The 18336-nt window shown below is 66.8% G+C and carries 18 protein-coding genes and 1 pseudogene; 12 read left to right on the plus strand and 7 right to left on the minus strand.

Annotation, left to right across the window (positions count from 1 at the left end):
- Positions 1-307: 307 nt before the first annotated feature.
- Entirely contained in the window at positions 308-1048 is a 741-nt protein-coding gene (locus PSEK12I1_RS0111595; RefSeq protein WP_027601620.1) for a 4'-phosphopantetheinyl transferase, read from the minus strand.
- A 377-nt stretch (positions 1049-1425) separates the two neighbouring features.
- Here PSEK12I1_RS0111595 and PSEK12I1_RS0111600 point away from each other — a divergent pair, with 377 nt between their 5' ends.
- Positions 1426-2775, plus strand: coding sequence for a dicarboxylate/amino acid:cation symporter (locus PSEK12I1_RS0111600; protein ID WP_027598064.1), 1350 nt, complete (start codon positions 1426-1428; stop codon positions 2773-2775).
- Positions 2776-3189: 414 nt separating this feature from the next.
- Here the strand turns inward: PSEK12I1_RS0111600 and PSEK12I1_RS0111605 are convergent, their stop codons facing one another.
- The 3 genes from PSEK12I1_RS0111605 to fabA all read right to left on the minus strand — a co-directional run bounded on the left by PSEK12I1_RS0111605 (position 3190) and on the right by fabA (position 6402).
- Entirely contained in the window at positions 3190-4404 is a 1215-nt protein-coding gene (locus tag PSEK12I1_RS0111605) for a sugar MFS transporter (protein ID WP_027601621.1), read from the minus strand.
- A gap of 253 nt (positions 4405-4657) precedes the next feature.
- The gene (gene fabB / locus PSEK12I1_RS0111610) at positions 4658-5875 is read right to left on the minus strand and encodes a beta-ketoacyl-ACP synthase I (RefSeq protein ID WP_027598063.1); all 1218 of its coding nucleotides are present in this window, start codon (positions 5873-5875) and stop codon (positions 4658-4660) included.
- A gap of 11 nt (positions 5876-5886) precedes the next feature.
- Positions 5887-6402: a 3-hydroxyacyl-[acyl-carrier-protein] dehydratase FabA gene (gene fabA, locus PSEK12I1_RS0111615; RefSeq protein WP_007160484.1), complete on the minus strand. Its 516-nt coding sequence runs from the start codon at positions 6400-6402 to the stop codon at positions 5887-5889.
- Between the two features lie 377 nt (positions 6403-6779).
- On the opposite strand from fabA, the gene PSEK12I1_RS0111620 reads away from it, so the two are divergent.
- The 6 genes from PSEK12I1_RS0111620 to PSEK12I1_RS0111645 are packed head-to-tail and all read left to right on the plus strand — an operon-like array spanning position 6780 to position 10778.
- Positions 6780-7802 (plus strand): NAD(P)H-dependent glycerol-3-phosphate dehydrogenase, encoded by a 1023-nt coding sequence (locus PSEK12I1_RS0111620; RefSeq protein WP_007160483.1) that lies wholly within the window; start codon positions 6780-6782, stop codon positions 7800-7802.
- A 31-nt stretch (positions 7803-7833) separates the two neighbouring features.
- Entirely contained in the window at positions 7834-8133 is a 300-nt protein-coding gene (locus PSEK12I1_RS0111625) for a DUF4389 domain-containing protein (protein WP_007160482.1), read from the plus strand.
- On the plus strand, positions 8130-8585 hold the full coding sequence (sixA, locus tag PSEK12I1_RS0111630; protein WP_027601622.1) for a phosphohistidine phosphatase SixA: 456 nt from the start codon (positions 8130-8132) through the stop codon (positions 8583-8585). The genes PSEK12I1_RS0111625 and sixA overlap by 4 nt, the downstream gene beginning before the upstream one ends.
- A 20-nt stretch (positions 8586-8605) precedes the next feature.
- Positions 8606-9049: a hotdog fold thioesterase gene (locus tag PSEK12I1_RS0111635; RefSeq protein ID WP_017641977.1), complete on the plus strand. Its 444-nt coding sequence runs from the start codon at positions 8606-8608 to the stop codon at positions 9047-9049.
- A gap of 31 nt (positions 9050-9080) precedes the next feature.
- Complete coding sequence (locus PSEK12I1_RS0111640; protein WP_027601623.1) at positions 9081-9962, plus strand: alpha/beta fold hydrolase; 882 nt, start codon at positions 9081-9083, stop codon at positions 9960-9962.
- 6 nt (positions 9963-9968) lie between these two features.
- Complete coding sequence (locus tag PSEK12I1_RS0111645) at positions 9969-10778, plus strand: DUF4892 domain-containing protein (protein ID WP_027601624.1); 810 nt, start codon at positions 9969-9971, stop codon at positions 10776-10778.
- Here PSEK12I1_RS0111645 and PSEK12I1_RS0111650 read toward each other — a convergent pair.
- Entirely contained in the window at positions 10775-11965 is a 1191-nt protein-coding gene (locus PSEK12I1_RS0111650) for an MFS transporter (RefSeq protein WP_231500994.1), read from the minus strand. The two genes, PSEK12I1_RS0111645 and PSEK12I1_RS0111650, sit on opposite strands and share 4 nt — an antisense overlap.
- A gap of 343 nt (positions 11966-12308) precedes the next feature.
- Between PSEK12I1_RS0111650 and selD the strand changes: the two genes are divergently transcribed.
- From selD to PSEK12I1_RS25335, 5 genes and pseudogenes are all read left to right on the plus strand, one after another.
- Positions 12309-13343 (plus strand): selenide, water dikinase SelD, encoded by a 1035-nt coding sequence (selD, locus tag PSEK12I1_RS0111655; protein WP_027601626.1) that lies wholly within the window; start codon positions 12309-12311, stop codon positions 13341-13343.
- A complete protein-coding gene (mnmH, locus tag PSEK12I1_RS0111660) occupies positions 13343-14443 on the plus strand; it encodes a tRNA 2-selenouridine(34) synthase MnmH (protein ID WP_051399097.1) in 1101 nt (366 codons plus the stop codon). The genes selD and mnmH overlap by 1 nt, the downstream gene beginning before the upstream one ends.
- 77 nt (positions 14444-14520) lie before the next feature.
- Positions 14521-14811 carry a hypothetical protein gene (locus PSEK12I1_RS0111665; protein WP_007160474.1) on the plus strand — a complete coding sequence of 97 codons (291 nt, stop codon included), beginning with the start codon at positions 14521-14523 and terminating at the stop codon, positions 14809-14811.
- Positions 14812-15838: 1027 nt separating this feature from the next.
- Positions 15839-16027: pseudogene (locus tag PSEK12I1_RS25330) on the plus strand (HAMP domain-containing protein); the annotation flags it as partial.
- A gap of 42 nt (positions 16028-16069) precedes the next feature.
- Positions 16070-16912, plus strand: coding sequence for a methyl-accepting chemotaxis protein (locus PSEK12I1_RS25335; RefSeq protein WP_371099733.1), 843 nt, complete (start codon positions 16070-16072; stop codon positions 16910-16912).
- A gap of 9 nt (positions 16913-16921) precedes the next feature.
- On the opposite strand, the gene PSEK12I1_RS0111675 is transcribed toward PSEK12I1_RS25335, so the two are convergent.
- Both PSEK12I1_RS0111675 and mupP read right to left on the minus strand, forming a co-directional pair.
- Positions 16922-17656 carry a YciK family oxidoreductase gene (locus PSEK12I1_RS0111675; RefSeq protein WP_027601629.1) on the minus strand — a complete coding sequence of 245 codons (735 nt, stop codon included), beginning with the start codon at positions 17654-17656 and terminating at the stop codon, positions 16922-16924.
- Positions 17657-17664: 8 nt separating this feature from the next.
- Entirely contained in the window at positions 17665-18336 is a 672-nt protein-coding gene (mupP, locus tag PSEK12I1_RS0111680; RefSeq protein ID WP_027601630.1) for an N-acetylmuramic acid 6-phosphate phosphatase MupP, read from the minus strand.

The following is an 18336-nucleotide window of genomic DNA, read 5'->3' on the forward strand; positions in this document are numbered from 1 at the left end:
GGCCACTAGATGTCGCGTTTGTCACGTTTCCGGCTGTGGATAAGACGTGGATAAGCTGTTCGGGACTGGGGGGTATCCTGGGGGTGGTGCCAGCCAGTGCGCGTGGAGGCTGGGATCAGAGCGAAGTGGTCAAATAACGTACAACGTGACTGGGCGGGTGAGACAAAAGCGTCATGGGATATATCGGTTCGCTATGAGCACTTTCTCCACCATAAGAAAACGTTCGATGGCCGCTGCGACGTTCTGCCCCGGCCGGCCTCCGGGCACTGGATCGCCCAGACGACTCTTCCTCTATATAGGGAGGGCCTCAGCGACGCGGCGCGATCAGCGTGAGCAACCGCCGTTCCTCGTCCAGGCGGTAGTGACCGCGCAGCGAGGTCCCCGCGGACCAGCGCGGCGACAGCTCGATCAGCAGCCGAATGTCAAAGGTCCCGCCGGGATGGCTGCTAAGGATCTCGGCGTCTTGAAAGAAGAACATCTGCCCGACCTGGGGATGCAGTGCCTTGAACAGACTTTCCTTGGCGGAAAACGCCAGGGTGATGGCAAAGGCCTGCTGCGCTTCGTCCAGCGCCTGCACACTTTCCCGTTCGGCCGGGGTGAGGATCTGGTCCGCCAGACGCAGGGCCTTGGCCGGTTCGAGCAGGGTTTCCACATCCAGGCCGAGACCCAGGTAGTCCCGGGCGCTGCCCACCGCCGCGGCGGCCCAGCCGTGACTGTGGGTGATGGCGCCGACCCAGCCGGCGGGCCAGGCGGGGCCACGATCCTCGCGGCGATGACCGGGTACCGCCGGCGCGCCACTGAGCTGCCGCAGGGCCTCGCGGGCGCAGAGACGCCCGGCCAGGTATTCGGCCTGGCGCTTGGCCACGGCGCGACGGATGTTGTCCGGCGGCAGGGCGCCCAGGCGCAGGGCGTCGCGCTCGAAGCTCACCTGGGCGGGATCGAAGCGGCAGTGCAGCAGGGCCAGGGCGTCGAACTCCTCCGCCAGCGGCGGCAGCGGCGCGGGCGCTGTGCAGCAGCCGGGCAGGTCGGTAGGGGGCAGGGCGGGCATCTCGGCCGGATACTCCTCGAAGGCGGCAACGGATCAGGGCAGGCGCCGCTGGAAAGGCGCGCAAAGGATAGCCGACTACCGACGGCGACTGGCGGAAAACCGCCTCGCGCGGTGGGGGATTTCCGCCCCTTTTCGTCGGGTGGCGGGGTTCCGCCCACCGCTGACAACTAGACTTTCGACTGAAAGGTGCATGAAAGCTGGCCCTTTGATTGCGCACCAAGAAGTGGAACGGCGATTGCTTATATCCAGCCAGATACTGGTGTCACCGTCGCGCGGCCGCCAGGTCCACAACAAAAAGCTCTCAGGATGAGAGAGCCAACTTCAGTCAGGTGCCCACTCAGACAGGACGTCAGGTAGTGGCCACAAGGGAAAGAGCCATGACAGCAACCGTCGACACAACAACAACTACCACAGCTCCCGCGCCCAAGCGTCCCGTCAAGCAGCCGCTCTACAAGAGTCTCTATTTCCAGGTGATCGTGGCGATCGTCCTGGGTGTGCTGCTCGGCCACTTCTATCCCCAGACCGGCGCTGCCATGAAGCCGCTGGGTGACGGTTTCATCAAGCTGATCAAGATGGTCATCGCGCCCATCATCTTCTGCACCGTGGTGACCGGTATCGCCGGCATGCAGAACATGAAGGCCGTGGGCAAGACCGGCGGCATGGCGCTGCTGTACTTCGAGATCTTCTCCACCATCGCGCTGCTGATCGGCCTGATCGTGGTCAACGTCGTCCAGCCGGGCGCCGGCATGAACGTCGACGTCAGCACCCTGGACACCAAGGGCATCGCTGCCTACGCCGCGGCTGGCGAGAAGCAGAGCACCATCGACTTCCTGATGAACATCATCCCGTCGACGGTCGTCAACGCCTTCGCCACCGGTGAGATCCTGCAGGTCCTGTTCTTCGCCGTGCTGTTCGGCTACGCCCTGCATCGCCTGGGCGAGACCGGTCAACTGGTGTTCAACTTCATCGACCGCATCTCTCACGTCTTCTTCAACATCATCAACGTCATCATGAAGCTCGCCCCCATCGGCGCCTTCGGTGCCATGGCGTTCACCATCGGCAAATACGGCGTCGGCACCCTGGTGCAGCTGGGCTACCTGATGGCCTGCTTCTACATCACCTGCCTGCTGTTCGTGCTGGTGGTGCTGGGTGCCGTGGCGCGCATGCACGGCTTCAGCATCCTCAAGTTCATCAAGTACATCCGTGAAGAACTGCTGATCGTGCTGGGTACCTCGTCCTCCGAGTCCGCCCTGCCGCGCATGCTGACCAAGATGCAGAAGCTGGGCGCCGAGAAGTCGGTGGTCGGCCTGGTGATCCCCACCGGCTACTCCTTCAACCTCGACGGCACCTCCATCTACCTGACCATGGCTGCGGTGTTCATCGCCCAGGCCACCAACACCCAGATGGACATCACCCACCAGATCACCCTGCTGCTGGTGCTGCTGATCTCCTCCAAGGGCGCTGCAGGCGTCACCGGTAGCGGCTTCATCGTACTGGCCGCCACCCTGTCCGCCGTCGGTCACGTACCGGTCGCCGGCCTGGCGCTGATCCTGGGTATCGACCGCTTCATGTCCGAAGCCCGCGCCCTGACCAACCTGGTCGGCAATGGCGTGGCCTCCATCGTGGTCGCCAAGTGGTGCGGCCAGCTGGACGAGCAGACCCTGAAGACCGAACTCGCTCGCGGCCCGAACGCCGTCGAAGTCGAGGAAGCTCGCCAGCCTGCCTGAGCCTGACGCGAGGGCCGCGCCTGGAGCGGTCCCTGCGGTAACGACAAGACGCCCGTATCGAAAGATACGGGCGTTTTCTTTTGCCTGGGATCTGGCCGGAGCAGGGTGGCCGCGCCGCGTCAGACCGTAAGGTCAGGCCCTTCGATTGGCAGGTATGGGAGAGCCCTCCCGGCCGTCTTGGCTACGCCGAGAGCGAAGGGCAAGGCAGGGCCCTCCAGACGGCCTCTGCCGATGCTGCATGGCGGAAGGTGCGGGGATGGCGCAGGGTGGGTCAGGTCGCGCGTGCAGGGTCGTACAGCCCGCTATCTGGCAGGTGCGCAGGTCGGTCGATCAGGCGGGAGATAAGGAGGGAGGAGAGCGGAGGGGTAGCGGAAGGGACGAAGCGCTGGCAGGCCGCCAGCGCTTCGGGGTGGATCAGCGACGCAGGGTGGGGCGATAGCCCATTACGCCGTAGAACAGGATGTAGAGGTAGCAGACCAGCGGGATCAGGAAGGAGGGCAGCAGGCCGATGGTGTCGGCGAAGTAGCCCTGGATGGCCGGCACCAGCGCGCCACCGACGATACCCATGCACAGCAGGCCCGAACCCTTGGAGGTGAACTTGCCCAGGCCCTTGAGTGCCAGGGAGAAGATGGTCGGGAACATGATGGAGTTGAAGAAGCCGATGGCCAGCAGCGCCCACATGGCGACCTTCCCACCCTGCAGCACGGCCACGGCCAGCAGCACGCCAATGGCGATGGCATTGAAGGTCAGCACCAGGTTCGGCCGCACCTTGGTCATGATCACGCCGCCGATGAAGCGACCGACCATTGCGCCACCCCAGTACAGGGACAGGTACTTGGCGGCGGTGGCGGCGTTCAGGCCAGCCACGTCCGGGCTTTCCATCAGGCTCACCAGGTAGCTGCCGATGGACACTTCCGCACCCACGTACATGAAGATGCCGACCACGCCGAGCAGCAGGTGGCGATAGGCCCAGACGCTGTTGGCGGTCAGGGCGTTCTCGTCGGTGGCGTTGTCCTGCTCGGTGTCCTTGATCTGCGGCAGGCGGAAGAGGCCGATGATCACCGCCAGGGCGACCAGCATGCCGGCCAGGATCAGGTAGGGCAGCTGCACCGAATGGGCGGCGGAGTCTTCACCCACCAGCGCCAGGATGGTCACCGCGCCCACCAGCGGGCCGACGGTGGTACCCAGGGAGTTGAACGCCTGGGTCAGGTTGAGGCGCGAGGCTGCGGTTTCCGGCTTGCCGAGGATGGTGACGTAGGGGTTCGCCGCCACCTGCAGCACGGTGATACCGGCTGCCAGCACGAACAGGGCAGTCAGGAAGAAGCCGTAGGAGTGAGCTCCGGCGGCCGGGTAGAACAGCACGCAACCAACGCCGGCGGTGAGCAGGCCGACGATGATGCCCTTCTTGTAGCCCAGGCTTTCCACCAGGCGACCGGCCGGGAAGGAGACGATGAAGTAGGCGGTGAAGAAGCAAAACTGGATCAGCGAGGCCTGCAGATAGCTGAGGGTGAAGACCGCCTTGAGGTGGGGGATCAGGATGTCGTTCAGCGAGGTGATCAGACCCCACATGAAGAACAGCATGGTGAGGACGATCAAGGGTCCGCGGTAGCTCTGGTTTTGATTGTGCATTGGGGCTCCATGGGTACAACAGTTTCTTGTTTCTGCCCGCTAGTTCGGACAGCGCTGTCTATGGCGGCTGCGCAGGTACAGCGAAGCGGCGCGAGATTAAGCTATTCGTGCTGCTGAATCCATTCTTCCTGGAGGTTCGCAGGCGAAGTGCCGGCGCCTTCGACCGCGGGGCCCGTGACCGGTTCAGCAGGGCAGGGAGCAGAAATGAAAAACGGCGCCAGAGGCGCCGTTTGGGTCACACAAGCGAGGGCTATCAGCCCTGCCAGCGCTTGAGTACCAGGGTGGCGTTGGTGCCGCCGAAACCGAAGCTGTTGCTCATGATGAGATCCAGCTTGGCGTTTTCCTTGGTCTCGCGCAGGATCGGCAGGTCGGCGACTTCCGGATCCAGTTCGTCGATGTTGGCCGAACCGGCGATGAAGTTGCCTTCCATCATCAGCATGCAGTAGATGGCCTCGTGCACACCGGCAGCGCCCAGGGAGTGGCCCGACAGGCTCTTGGTGGAGCTGATGGCTGGAGCCTTGTCGCCGAACACGGCGCGCACGCCCTTGATCTCGGCCACGTCGCCCACCGGGGTGGAGGTGCCGTGGGTGTTCAGGTAGTCGATCTCGCCGTCGACGGTGGACAGCGCCTGCTGCATGCAGCGGATGGCGCCTTCGCCACTCGGGGCGACCATGTCGTAGCCGTCGGAGGTCGCGCCGTAGCCGACGATCTCGGCATAGATCTTGGCGCCGCGGGCCAGGGCGTGTTCGAGCTCCTCGACCACCACCATGCCGCCGCCGCCAGCGATGACGAAGCCGTCACGCTTGCTGTCGTAGGCACGGGAAGCCTTTTCCGGCGTCTCGTTGTAGTCGCTGGAGAGCGCGCCCATGGCATCGAACAGCATGCTCTGGGTCCAGTGCTCTTCCTCGCCGCCACCGGCGAAGACCACGTCCTGCTTGCCGAGCTGGATCTGCTCCATGGCCAGGCCGATGCAGTGGGCGCTGGTGGCGCAGGCCGAGGCTACGGAGTAGTTCAGGCCCTTGATCTTGAAGGGCGTGGCCAGGCAGGCGGAGACCGTGCTGCTCATGGTCCGGGTCACGCGGTAGGGACCGACGCGCTTGACGCCCTTCTCGCGCAGGATGTCCAGGGCTTCCATCTGGTTGAAGGTGGAAGCGCCACCGGAACCGGCGATCAGGCCGGTGCGGGGGTTGGAGACCTGCTCTTCGGACAGACCGGAGTCCTTGATCGCCTGCTCCATCGCCAGGTAGGCGTAGGCGGCGGCATCGCCGACGAAGCGCTTGACCTTGCGGTCGATCAATTCTTCGAGGTTCAGGTCGATGGAACCGGAAACCTGGCTGCGCAGACCCATCTCGGCATATTCCGGATTGTGACGGATGCCGGCACGACCCGCGCGCAGGTTGGCGGAAACGGTGTCTTTATCATTGCCTAGGCACGAAACGATACCCAGACCGGTAATGACGACGCGACGCATGCGAAAAGCCCTTAGAAGCTATCGGTGGAAGTGAACAGGCCGACGCGCAGACCTTCGGCGGAGTAGATCTCGCGGCCGTCCACGCTAACGGTGCCATCGGCGATGGCCAGAATCAGCGACCTGTTGATGGTGCGTTTGATATGGATATTGTAGGTGACCTTCTTGGCGGTCGGCAGTACCTGGCCGAAGAACTTCACTTCGCCAGAGCCCAGGGCGCGACCGCGACCCGGATTGCCCTGCCAGCCAAGGTAGAAACCGACCAGCTGCCACATGGCATCCAGGCCCAGGCAGCCCGGCATCACCGGGTCACCTTCGAAATGGCAACCGAAGAACCAGAGGTCGGGACGGATATCGAGTTCCGCCACCAGTTCGCCCTTGCCGTATTTCCCGCCTACCTCACTGATATGCGTGATCCGATCGATCATCAGCATGTTCGGTGCGGGCAATTGGGCATTGCCCGGACCGAAGAGCTCGCCACGGCTGCAGCGCAGCAAGTCTTCGTAGGTAAAGGCGTGTTGTTTGGTCATGCAAGCTCCTGTAGCTGGCCTAGGTCCAGGCTCTGGCGACTCCGAAGGTCGCTCTGGGTATGGCTTCGTGTAGCAGTAGACTGCCGGGGCATCGGGAAAGTCACAGGCCAGCGCCCCGTTCGTTAACGGACCATTGTGCACTTTTCGCAGTCAATTCTCCATCCTGGGCGCCCGCTCGGGGTCGCGCGCGCCCTGGGGCGACGCGGCGGGCAGTACCGGGAAAGGGGTGTTTGCCCACCCTAGATAAGTATTCCTCGGGCGTTTTCAATACCGTTCGGCCGATGCGCGGCAGACCGTGAACGGGCCCTGAGGCCGGCGCGCGGCTACCGTATACTGAGCGACGAGGCCGCGTGATTGCGGTGAAGCCGAGAGTTTCGATGACAGTCCAATCCCCCATCGCCGTCCTGGGCGGCGGCAGCTTCGGTACCGCCCTGGCCAATCTGGTCGCCGAGAACGGGCTGCCGGTGCGCCTGTGGATGCGCGATCCGCAACAGGCCGAGACCATCCGCCGCGAGCGCGAGAATCCGCGCTATCTGAAGGGTATCAAGGTGCACGCCGCGGTCGAGGCCACCAGTGACCTGCAGGGCGCCATCCAGGGCTGCGAGCTGATCCTGGTGGCCCTGCCGTCGAGCGCGCTGCGCCAGGCCCTGGCACCCATCGCCCAGCAGCTGGAAGGGCGTTTCCTCGTCAGCACCACCAAGGGCATCGAGGCGCATTCCTTCATGCTGATGAGCGAGATCCTCGCGGAAATCGTGCCGCGGGCGCGCATCGGCATCATCTCCGGGCCCAACCTCGCCCGCGAGATCGCCGAGCACCAGCTCACCGCCACCGTGGTGGCCAGTGAGGACGAGGAGGTGTGCCGGCGGGTCCAGGCGGCGCTGCACGGCCGCACCTTCCGCGTCTATGCCAGTGCCGACCGTCTCGGCGTGGAGTTGGCCGGCGCCCTGAAGAACGTCTACGCCATCATCGCCGGCATGGCCGCGGCCCTGGCGATGGGCGAGAACACCCGCAGCATGCTGATCACCCGGGCCCTCGCCGAGATGACCCGCTTCGCCGTGCAGCGCGGCGCCAATCCCATCACCTACCTGGGCCTGGCCGGGGTAGGGGACCTGATCGTGACCTGCTCGTCGGAGAAGAGCCGCAACTACCGGGTCGGCCATGCCCTGGGACGAGGATTGACCCTGGACGAGGCGGTGGCCCAGATCGGCGAGACCGCGGAAGGCGTCAATACCCTGCGCGTGCTCAAGGAAAAAGCGGACGAGCTGGGCGTCTACATGCCCCTGGTCAACGGCCTCTATGCGATCCTGTTCGAGGGCCGCAGTCTGGGGCAGGTGATCGAGGCCCTGATGGGCGGCGAGCCCAAGACCGATGTTGATGTGGCGGACGCCCCCTTCAATTGAGCCGCTACACTGTCTGAAAAGAGGAATTCCCATGTCCCAACCCGAGCATTCCCGCGAGCTGCTAGGCCTGCGCCTGATCTGGATGCTGCTGTTCCTGTTCGTCTGGCTGGGTGCGCAGTACGTGCTGGCGGTGGTGGTGCTGGTGCAACTGGTGGTGCGCCTGATCAAGGGCGAAGCCAATCCCGGTCTGACCGCCTTTGGCGCGGCCCTGGGCAGCTATCTGGCGCAGATCGTCCGCTTCGGCACCTTCGCCAGCGAAGTGAAGCCCTGGCCCTTCGCCGACTGGCCGGCCACCGAGCAACCCGACGACCGTTCCGCCACCGCGCCATGAAGCTCTGGCTGCTGCGGCATGGCGAAGCCGAGGCGCGGGCGCCCAGTGACGAGCTGCGCGAGCTGACCGCGACCGGTCGCGCCGAGGTGTTGCGCAGCGCCCTGCAGCTCAAGGATGCCAAGTTGCAGCTCATCCTCGCCAGTCCCTATGTGCGCGCGCAGCAGACGGCGGCCCTGGTGCAACAGCAGCTGGGCTGGCCGGGCGAGTTGCGCAGCGTTTCCTGGGCCACGCCCGACGGCGAGCCGGAACGCGCCCTGGCGGAGCTGGCGCGACTGGAGGTGGAGGAGCTGCTGCTGGTGACCCACAATCCCTTCGTCGGTGAACTGGCCGGCTGGTTGCTGCACGGTCATCGGCAGGCGCCGGTGCCCATGAGTACCGCGTCCCTGCTGTGCCTGGAGGCGCCGCTGCCCCTGGCCGGCGGTTTCGATCTGGTCAGTCGCTTTCATGGCTGACGTCCTTGCAAGGAAAGTACATGAGCATCTGGCAGACCCTTCCGGATCCTGAGGACCTCGGGCGTGCGCTCGAGAACACCCTGGCCGAACACCTGGACATGCGGATTGAAGCCTGGGACGACAGCAGCCTGACCGCCAGCATGGTGGTCGACCGCCGCACCCACCAGCCCATGGGGCTGTTGCATGGCGGCGCTTCGGTGGCCCTGGCGGAAACCGTGGGCTCGATCGCCAGCATGCTCTGCGTGGATCGCTCGCGCTTCTATTGCGTGGGTCAGGAAATCAATGCCAACCACCTGCGGGGCGTGCGCTCCGGGCGGGTGACGGCGGTGGCGCGTCCCCTGCACCTAGGGCGCAGCAGCCATGTCTGGGACATCCGCCTGAGCGATGAAGAGGGGCGCCTGACCTGTGTCTCGCGGCTGACGGTAGCCGTGGTGCCCTTGCAGCGGGATGCCTCCCCGGCATGAAGCGCGCACTGGCACCCGCGGAGTGGAATTCATGACTGCCCAGATGCAGGAATTGCGGCTGGAATTGCCCCATATCGAGTTGAGCGCCCGGGCCTTCGGTCCGGAAGATGGCTATCCGGTGCTGGCGCTGCATGGCTGGTTGGACAATGCCATGACCTTCGCCCAGCTCGCGCCACGGCTGCACGGCCTGCGCATCGTGGCTCTGGACCTGCCGGGTCATGGTCTGTCAGCCCATCGTCCCGCAGGCGTTGGGTATGCGATTCAGGACTATGGGCTGGATGTGCTCGCGGCCGCGCGGCAACTGGGCTGGGATCGCTTCGGTCTGCTTGGCCATTCGATGGGCGCCATCGTCGGCGTCATCGCCGCCGCGGCCCTGCCGGAGCAGATCGAGCGCCTGGCGCTGATCGATGGCCTGCTGCCCTATACAACGCCGGCAGAGGAGATCGCCGAGAAACTCGGCAAGGCGCTGCTGGCGGAGCTGGAGCTGCCCAACCGGCGCAAGCCGGTCTACGCCACGGTGGAAGACGCCGTGGCGGCGCGGCTGAAGGGGTCGCTGACGGTCAGTCGGGAAGCCGCCGAGTTGCTCGCCGAGCGTGGCTTGATGGCGGTGCCCGGTGGCTACACCTGGCGTTCTGATCCCCACCTGAGGCTGCCCAGTCGAATGAGGTTCACCCCGGAGCAGGCCGAAGCCTGTCTGCGCGCGGTGCGCTGCCCCACAGCCCTGGTGGTGGCCGCGGGTGGGCTGGTGGCGCCCCACGCCGAGGCCATGCGCCTGGCGCGGGAGCAACCCAACTTCAGCCTTCACGAATTGCCGGGCGGGCACCATCTGCATCTGGACGATGCGGCGGGCGCCCAGGCCGTCGCAGATTGTTTCAATGCCTTCTTTGCCGCCGGCACCGGGCACGACGAATAATGCGGCATGCCTAGCCGTCTGTTCTGCCCGCGCTCCCGCTTCCTGCCACGCCTCCTGCTGATCGGCCTGCTGCTGTCCCTTGGGACGACGCAGGCGGAGGTGCTGCCGGAGATCGCACCTATGGACCATGCCCAATTGGTGCGCGAAAGCGGACCGGCAACCGCCGAACGCCTCTATCCGCTGGGGCCAGTCAGTCGCATCGGCGGTCGCCTGCGCCTGGAGGATTCGCTGCAGGTGGAGGGCCAGCTCCAGACCCAGACCTTCGAGCTGGCCAGCGGCCATCCGCCGCTGGCGCGGCTGGACAGCGAGCGGCAGCGCCTGCAGCAGCAGGGCGCGACGCTGCTCTACTGGTGCGAAGGGCGTGATTGCGGCGCCAGCAACGTCATCGCCAACAGCCTGCTGGGCGAGGCCATGCTCTATGGACCGGACGATCAGCAGGGGCTGCTGGTGCTGCAACTGGCGGAGCCGCAGACGGTCCTGACGCTCTATGGCATCACCCGCGGCAACCGTCGCGGCTACCTGCATGCCGAGCGGCTGCAGGCTAGCCAGCCCCTCCCTGAACTGTTGCCGAGCGCCGCCACCCTGCTCAAGGAGTTGCAGCGCGACGGCCAACTGCTCCTGCCCGCCCTGGAGCGGGCCCCGGAGCAACTCTGGATCGCCCGGCTGGCGGCGGCCCTGGCGCTCAATGGCGATGTGGCGGTGACCCTGGGCGGCGACCAGGCAGACGCCTGGCAGCGTGCCCTGCGCGAAGCGGGTATCCGCGCGCCGCGGCTGCAGACCGAGGCCAGTCGAGCCGCCGGACTCTATCGCCGCTAGACGTCGTTGACGTAGCGGGTCCGCCCCGCACCCAGGCCGAACAGCGTGGCCAGCACGGCGATCAGGGTGAAGAGCACGCCCATGGGGGCCCAGCCGTGGGTGGCGTCGTGGATGATGCCCACCAGCAGCGGACCGAGCGAGGCCAGGCTGTAGCCCGCGCCCTGGGCCATGCCCGACAGCCGTCCGGCGGTTTCCGCATCCCGCGAGCGCAGCACCAGCAGGGCGAGCGCCAGGCTGAAGGTCCCGCCCTGGCCCAGGCCGAGTATCACCGCCCACAGCCAGAGACTGCCGACCGGGGCGTAAAGGCAGCCCAGCAGGCCGGCGAGGGTCAGACTCATCACCACCACGATGGCCAGGCGCTGGTCCTGGCCCCGCGTCGCCAGCCAGGGGGCGGTGAGAGCGCTGACCAGCTGGGTCATCACCGAGCCCGACAGCATCAGGCCGGCCTGCACCATGCCCAGGCCGCGATCCATCAGCAGGGTCGGTAGCCAGCCGAAGACGATATAGGCCAGCGACGACTGCAGGCCCATGTACAGGGTGATCTGCCAGGCCAGCCGATTGCGCCACAGCGAACCGCCAGCCCCGCGGCGCGGTGCGATGGTGGGTGGCTGGCGCAGTTGCGGCAGCCAGACCAGCAGGGCCACCACGGCGACCAGGGCCCAGGTGGCGAGGGCGGGTTGCCAGCGGCCGTCGAAGGCCTCGGCGAGCGGCGCGGTGGCCCCGGCGGCCACGGCGGCGCCGATGCACAGCATCATGGTGTAGAGCCCCATCAGCTGGCCGGCCTGGGCGGGGAAATCGCGCTTGACCAGGGCCGGCAACAGGACGCCGAGGATACCGATGCAGGCGCCGGCGATCAGGCTGCCGAGAAACAGGCCCAGGGGCGGCAGCAGGCTGCGCAGGACGATACCAGCGGCCAGCAATGCCAGGATGGCGCCGAGCGTGCGTTCGCTGCCCCAGCGGCGGGCCAGGCGCGGAGCCAGGGGCGCGAACAACCCCAGGCAGAGCACCGGCAGGGTGGTGAGCAGGCCGATGGCGCTGCTGGAAAGACCCGTGCTGGTCTCGATCTGCCGCAACAGGGGCGCCAGGCTGGAGAGCGCCGGGCGCAGGTTGAGGGCGATGAGCATGAGGCTGGCGAGCAGCAGGCCGCGTTGCCAGGGGGTAAGGGGGGAGGAGGCTGGAGAAGACATGAGTACGGCTATGACCGGGGGAACTGGCAATGCTAGCGCACCCTGGCCATAACGCACGGCGCTTCCGTTCGCTACCCTTCAACGGGAAAAAATAGTTGGCGGACCGGCTAAAAAATCGCCAGTTCGTCCATCGCCGCACCGCCGCTCGCTTGTCCGGGGTCGGTTGGAGGTTTTCCACGAGGTTATCCACAGCAACTGTGGATTACCGCCAGAAAACAGCCCTTTTGCTTTGGCTGGCGATCTGTTAGGCGCGGTCGGTGCCCGCCGGCTGACGGGCATTTGCTACTATTACGCCCCTTCGCGCTGGCTGTCGAACCAGCGCCACCGCTGAACCGGAGTAACGATGACCGATCCCATTCGCCTCACCCAATACAGCCACGGCGCCGGTTGTGGTTGCAAGATCGCCCCCAAGACCCTGGAGACCATCCTGGCCGGCAGCGGCGCCCAGCACCTGGATCCGCGGCTGTGGGTGGGCAATGCCTCGCGCGACGATGCGGCGGTCTATGGCCTGGACGAAGAGCGCGGCGTGGTCTCCACCACCGATTTCTTCATGCCCATCGTCGATGATCCCTTCGATTTCGGGCGCATCGCCGCCACCAATGCCATCAGCGACATCTACGCGATGGGCGGCGATCCCCTGCTGGCCATCGCCATCCTCGGCTGGCCGGTCAACGTGCTGCCGCCGGAAGTGGCGCGCGAGGTCATCGCCGGCGGTCGTCGCGTGTGCGACGAAGCCGGCATCCCCCTGGCCGGCGGTCATTCCATCGACGCGCCCGAGCCGATCTTCGGCCTGGCCGTGACCGGGATCGTCGAAAAGCGCCATCTCAAGCGCAACGACACGGCGACCCTGGGCAGCCGCCTCTATCTGACCAAGCCGCTGGGCATCGGCATCCTCACCACCGCCGAGAAGCGGGCCTTGCTGCGCCCCGAGGATCGCCATCTGGCGCGTGACACCATGTGCCAGCTCAATCGTCCCGGTAGCCGTTTCGGCCGCCTGGCCGGCGTCACGGCGATGACCGACGTCACCGGCTTCGGATTGCTCGGCCACCTGGTGGAGATGGCCGACGGCAGTGGCCTCACCGCCGAACTCGACTTCGCCGCCATTCCCCGCCTCGAAGGCGTGGATTTCTATCTGCAGCAGGGCTGCGTGCCTGGCGGGACCGAGCGCAACTTCGACAGCTACGGCAGCCGTATCGCCCCGCTGGACGAAGGCCGCCGCCAGTTGCTGTGCGACCCCCAGACCAGTGGCGGCCTGCTGGTGGCCGTGGCACCCGAGGGTGAGGCGGAATTTCTCGCCGTGGCGGCGGAGCTGGGCCTGGCCCTGCAACCCATAGGGCAGCTGGTGAGCCGGCGCGCCCATGCGGTCGAGGTGGCCTGATGATCCAGCGTGAGGATGCCCGCGACCTGCGGGCGCTGTTCCTGAGCGATGTCCCCCTGGTCGATGTCCGCGCTCCCGTGGAATTCGCCAAGGGCGCCTTTCCCCAGGCCACCAACCTGCCGCTGATGAATGACCTGGAGCGCCAACGCGTCGGCACCCGCTACAAGCAGCAGGGTCAGCAGGCGGCGCTGCAACTGGGTCACCAGCTGGTGTCCGGGGCGGTGAAGGAGGCGCGCATCCAGGCCTGGGCCGACTTCGCCCAGGCCCATCCGGAGGGCTACCTCTATTGCTTCCGCGGTGGCTTGCGCTCCCAGATCAGCCAGGAATGGCTGCGCAGCGAAGCCGGCATCGCCTATCCACGGGTGGTGGGTGGCTACAAGGCCATGCGTACCTTTCTCATCGATACGCTGCAGCAGGCCCTGGCCGAGTGCGGCTTCGTGGTGGTCGGTGGCATGACCGGCACCGGCAAGACCGAAGTGGTGGCCCAGCTCGACAACGCCGTCGACCTCGAAGGCCATGCCAATCACCGCGGCTCCAGCTTCGGCAAGCGGGCCACGCCCCAGCCGGGCCAGATCGATTTCGAGAACAGCCTGGCCATCGACCTGCTGCGCCGCCGCCATGACGGGCAGGCGCAGTTCGTGCTGGAAGACGAATCGCGCCTGGTCGGTCGCTGCTCCCTGCCGCTGGAATTGCACCAGGGCATGCAGCAGTACCCGCTGGTCTGGCTGGAAGACAGCCGGGAAAACCGTATCGAGCGCATCCTGCGCGACTATGTCATCGACCTGGCGGCGGAATTCGTGGCCCTGCACGGCCCCGAACAGGGCTTCGGCCTGTTCGCCGAGCAGCTGCGCAAGAGTCTCTCCGGCATCGCCAAGCGCCTGGGGGGCGAACGCTTCCAGCGCCTGTCGGCCATTCTCGAGGACGCCCTCGCCGAGCAGGAGCGCTCGGGCGACGTCGCGGCGCATCGCGGCTGGATCGAGGGCCTGCTGGCGGAATACTACGATCCCATGTACGCCTATCAGCGCGAGAGCAAGGCGTCCCGGGTGATCTTCAGCGGCGACCAGGCCGCGGTGGTCGAGTTTCTGCGCAACCGGCGCTGAACAGCGCTTGGGGTTGGCGGTCTACGCTGCGGTTATCCGGCCGTTCCGGCCGGTTGCAGGTGCAAGGAGAAAGAGAGATGAAAGCGAAACTGGTTCCCGTCCTGGCCGCTACGCTGGCTGCCGTGGTGCTCGCCGGCTGTTCGGGCAAGGTGGTCAATCGCGACAGCTGCGCCGCCCAGACCCGTTCCGCCTGGCAGGAACTCGACCTGGCCAAGGCCGAAGGCTTTTCCGGCACGGTGAGCTATTCCAAGGCGCTGGCCTTGCTGTCCACCGCCAAGACGCAGCAGCAGGTCGAGGCCTACACCGGTTGCGTGAAGAACGCCGAAAAGGCGCGCTTCTACATTCGCGAGTCCCGCGCCGGTCGCTGATCGCTTGGCCCCCTGGCCAACGGCCGCCGTCCAAAGCGACGCCGACATAACCGCGCGCGACGGATAGTGGCGGTTTGCTCCGCACCCTCTCAAGAATCGGCTTCTGCAGACGACAGCGTCGGTAGAACTCATTTTGTCGGGGTGCGGTATGAAAGGGATTGCGCGCTATCGCCTGGCCAATTGGCGAACCGCGACCAAGCTGGCGGTGGGCTTCGGGCTGGTGCTGCTGCTGACCCTGGTGGTGGCCCTGCAGGGCGGGCTCGCACTCAAGGATGTCGAGCATAGATTCGGCTCCCTGCGCGACATGGCGGCGATCAACCGGCAGGTGATGCAGGTCCGCGCCCTGGAGCAGGGCTTTCGCCTGAGTGGCGAGGCCGCCCAGGCCGAGCATCTACGGCAGGCCCTGCCGGCAGTGCTCGAGCGGTTGGGACAGCTGGAGGCCGAGGTGGGCAGTGCCAACGCTGTCGACCTCGGCGCCGCCCGTGAGGCCATCCAGGCCTATGGCGCTGCCTTCGCCGACTTCGAACGACTCCACACCTCGCGCCGTCTGGCCATGGAGGGGGCCGCCTTTCTGGTAGAGGGCGCGGCCAACAGCCTGGACATCCTCCAGTCCGGTCTGCTGGATGACGGCGCCTATGCCCTCAAGGATTCCGGCGGCAAGCAGGGCGCCGAACTCCTGACCTTGTCGCAGCAGGTCGGCGAACTCTATCGCCTGATGCTCAAGAGTCTCGACGAAGCCCAGGCGCGAGCCGGCAAGAGCACGGTGGACGACCAGCCGCTGCCCTCGGCCAGTGCCGCCCTGGAATTGCTGGCCAAGGTCGAGCCGCAACTGAGCGATCCGGCCTATTCCTCGGTCATCCAGGACGTCTCCACCAACATCAAGGAATTCATCCGCCGCCTCGGCGACTATGCCGCCGCCCTGGCCCAGGAGCAGACCGCCGGTGCGCGGATGACCAGCCTGGCGGAGACCGCTGTGCAGCGGGTCGATGCCCTCTACGGGCAACAGGAAACCGAACTGCAGGCGATGATGACCAAGCGCCTGCTGACCATCGGCGGCGTGGCCCTGCTGGCGCTGATCGTCGGCGCTCTGGCCGCGCTGATCATCACCCTGGCCATCGTCCGGCCGCTGCGCAAGGTGATCGCCGCCGCCGAGCGCATCGCCCAGGGCCAGCTGGATGTCGAGTTGACGGTGGATCGGGGCGACGAGATCGGCCAGTTGCAGCGCTCCAGCGCCAGCATGGTGGCGGCGCTGCGCGGCATGGTCCTGCAGCTGCAGAGCGGTATCGGCCGGCTCGGCCAGTCCGCCGCCGCCCTGGCCGAACAGGCCCGCGAGGCGCAGCGGGGCGTGACCCGGCAGCGCGAGGAAACCGATCAGGTGGCCGCGGCCATGGCCGAACTGGCCGCCACAGCCCAGGGGGTCGCCGCGGATGCCGAGGCCGCCGCCGGTGCCGGCGATCAGGCCGAGCGCCAGGTCAGCGATGGTCAGGCGGTGATCGGCCGCAGTCTGGCCGGTATCGAGACCCTGGGGGTGGATGTCCGGTCCGCGGCGGAGCGCCTCGAAGGCGTGTCCCACGACAGCCAGGCGATCAGCAGCGTGCTGGACGTGATCAAGGCGGTGGCCGAGCAGACCAACCTGCTGGCGCTCAACGCGGCCATCGAGGCGGCGCGTGCCGGTGAGCAGGGGCGAGGGTTCGCCGTGGTCGCTGACGAAGTCCGGGCCCTGGCGCGCCGTACCCAGCAGTCGAGCGTCGAGATCGAACGGCTCATCGTGGTGTTGCAGAAGGGCAGCGGCGAAGCGGTCGCACGGATGCAGCAGAGCGAGACCCTGCTCGTCGACACCCTGGACAGTGCCGGCGATACCCGGCGCGCCTTTGCCGGTATCGCCACGGCGGTGGCCAGCATCCAGCAGAGGAATCAGCAGATCGCCGCGGCGGCCGTGCAGCAGCGCGGGGTGGCCGAAGAGGTGGCGGTCAATGTCACCCGGATTCGCGACGGCGCCGATCAGTCCAGCCAGGCGATGGCGGCCACGGCCTCAGCCAGCCGCGAGCTGGCCGAACTGGGTGACGAGCTCGCGCGCCTGGTGCAGCGCTTCCACGTCTGATCGACTCCGCTACTGGGCGTTGAGCGCCTGGCCAGTGGTGCCCCGGCTGGCCGGACCGAGCAGATAGAGATAGACCGGCAGGATGGCCTCCGCCGCGGGCACCCGGGCCGGGTCCTCTTCGGGATAGGCCGCCGCCCGCATGGCGGTGCGGGTACCGCCCGGGTTGACGCTGTTGACCCGGATGCCGTCCTCGGCCAGCTCCTCGGCCCAGACCTGCATCAGGCCCTCGGTGGCGAACTTGGACACCGAATAGGCGCCCCAGCCGCCCCGGCCCTTGCGACCGACACTGCTGGACGTGAAGATCAGCGAGGCCTCACCGGCCGCTCTGAGCAGCGGCAGTAGGGCCTGGGTCAGGGCGAAGCCGGCCTGGACATTGACCTGCAGCACCTGCGCCAGCGCGGCGGCGGGCGTCTCTTCCAGCAGCACCCGCGGCCCGAGCAGGCCGGCGTTGTGCACCAGGCCATCCAGGCGCCCGTGACGTTGTCTCAGCCGCTCCGCCACGGCGGCATAGGCGGCCGCATCGGCCTGTTCGAGATCCAGTACCAGGGTCTCGGCCTGGCCACCGCTGGCCAGAATCTCCTGACACACCTGATCCAGCGCCGCGGCATCGCGACCCTGGAGGATGACGCTGGCGCTCAGGGCGGCGCAGCCCTTGGCGAGGGCGGCGCCGATGCCGCGATTGGCACCGGTGACGAGGATAATGCGGTCCTTGAGCAGCTCGGCCGGAGCCTGGTAGTCGAACATCTGAACCTCTAGCAGCCGCACAGCGCGCGATCGAGCAGGGCGCGCAATTCCAGCGGATGGTCGATGATGGCGTCGGCGCCCCAGTGCTCGGGGCGGTCGTCCGGATGGATGTAGCCGTAGCGCGCTGCCACCGTCTTGCTGCCGGCGGCGCGACCGGATTCGATGTCGCGCAGGTCGTCACCGATGAACAGGGCGGTCTGCGGATCCACGTCCAGTTGCCGGCAGGCCAGCAGCACCATCTCCGGATCCGGCTTGCTGTGCGTGACATGGTCCGGGCAGACCAGGCAGGCCGAGCGCTCGGCCAGGCCCAGGCGCTGCATGATCGGCTCGGCGAAGCGCACCGGCTTGTTGGTCACCACGCCCCAACGCAACCGGGCGGCGTCGAGATCGTGCAGGATCTCGTCCATGCCGTCGAACAGCCGGGTGTGGACCGCGCATTGCGTCTGGTAGCGCTCGAGAAACTCCAGGCGCAGGGGTTCGAGTTCGGCGCCCAGGGGGTCAATCTCAAAGCCGGCCAGGATCATCGCCTTGGCACCACCGGAGATGACCCCGCGCAGGCGGGCCTCATCGGCGGGCGCGAGGCCCCGGTCCTGGCGCATGCCCTGGATGATGGCGATGAAGTCCGGCGCCGTGTCGAGCAGGGTGCCATCCATGTCGAAGAGGACCGCTTGCAGACGCAT

The organism is Pseudomonas sp. MOIL14HWK12:I1, assembly GCF_000510705.1.
GTDB classification, from domain to species: Bacteria; Pseudomonadota; Gammaproteobacteria; order Pseudomonadales; family Pseudomonadaceae; genus Chryseomonas; species Chryseomonas oryzihabitans.

Excerpts from the sequence above, each read along its gene's own strand:
- PSEK12I1_RS0111595 (WP_027601620.1), bottom strand. The coding sequence starts at position 1,048 with ATGCCCGCCCTGCCCCCTACCGACCTGCCCGGCTGCTGCACAGCGCCC.
- PSEK12I1_RS0111600 (WP_027598064.1), top strand. The coding sequence starts at position 1,426 with ATGACAGCAACCGTCGACACAACAACAACTACCACAGCTCCCGCGCCC.
- PSEK12I1_RS0111605 (WP_027601621.1), bottom strand. The coding sequence starts at position 4,404 with ATGCACAATCAAAACCAGAGCTACCGCGGACCCTTGATCGTCCTCACC.
- fabB (WP_027598063.1), bottom strand. The coding sequence starts at position 5,875 with ATGCGTCGCGTCGTCATTACCGGTCTGGGTATCGTTTCGTGCCTAGGC.
- fabA (WP_007160484.1), bottom strand. The coding sequence starts at position 6,402 with ATGACCAAACAACACGCCTTTACCTACGAAGACTTGCTGCGCTGCAGC.
- PSEK12I1_RS0111620 (WP_007160483.1), top strand. The coding sequence starts at position 6,780 with ATGACAGTCCAATCCCCCATCGCCGTCCTGGGCGGCGGCAGCTTCGGT.
- PSEK12I1_RS0111625 (WP_007160482.1), top strand. The coding sequence starts at position 7,834 with ATGTCCCAACCCGAGCATTCCCGCGAGCTGCTAGGCCTGCGCCTGATC.
- sixA (WP_027601622.1), top strand. The coding sequence starts at position 8,130 with ATGAAGCTCTGGCTGCTGCGGCATGGCGAAGCCGAGGCGCGGGCGCCC.
- PSEK12I1_RS0111635 (WP_017641977.1), top strand. The coding sequence starts at position 8,606 with ATGAGCATCTGGCAGACCCTTCCGGATCCTGAGGACCTCGGGCGTGCG.
- PSEK12I1_RS0111640 (WP_027601623.1), top strand. The coding sequence starts at position 9,081 with ATGACTGCCCAGATGCAGGAATTGCGGCTGGAATTGCCCCATATCGAG.
- PSEK12I1_RS0111645 (WP_027601624.1), top strand. The coding sequence starts at position 9,969 with ATGCCTAGCCGTCTGTTCTGCCCGCGCTCCCGCTTCCTGCCACGCCTC.
- PSEK12I1_RS0111650 (WP_231500994.1), bottom strand. The coding sequence starts at position 11,965 with ATGTCTTCTCCAGCCTCCTCCCCCCTTACCCCCTGGCAACGCGGCCTG.
- selD (WP_027601626.1), top strand. The coding sequence starts at position 12,309 with ATGACCGATCCCATTCGCCTCACCCAATACAGCCACGGCGCCGGTTGT.
- mnmH (WP_051399097.1), top strand. The coding sequence starts at position 13,343 with ATGATCCAGCGTGAGGATGCCCGCGACCTGCGGGCGCTGTTCCTGAGC.
- PSEK12I1_RS0111665 (WP_007160474.1), top strand. The coding sequence starts at position 14,521 with ATGAAAGCGAAACTGGTTCCCGTCCTGGCCGCTACGCTGGCTGCCGTG.
- PSEK12I1_RS25335 (WP_371099733.1), top strand. The coding sequence starts at position 16,070 with ATGGTCCTGCAGCTGCAGAGCGGTATCGGCCGGCTCGGCCAGTCCGCC.
- PSEK12I1_RS0111675 (WP_027601629.1), bottom strand. The coding sequence starts at position 17,656 with ATGTTCGACTACCAGGCTCCGGCCGAGCTGCTCAAGGACCGCATTATC.
- mupP (WP_027601630.1), bottom strand. The coding sequence starts at position 18,336 with ATGCGTCTGCAAGCGGTCCTCTTCGACATGGATGGCACCCTGCTCGAC.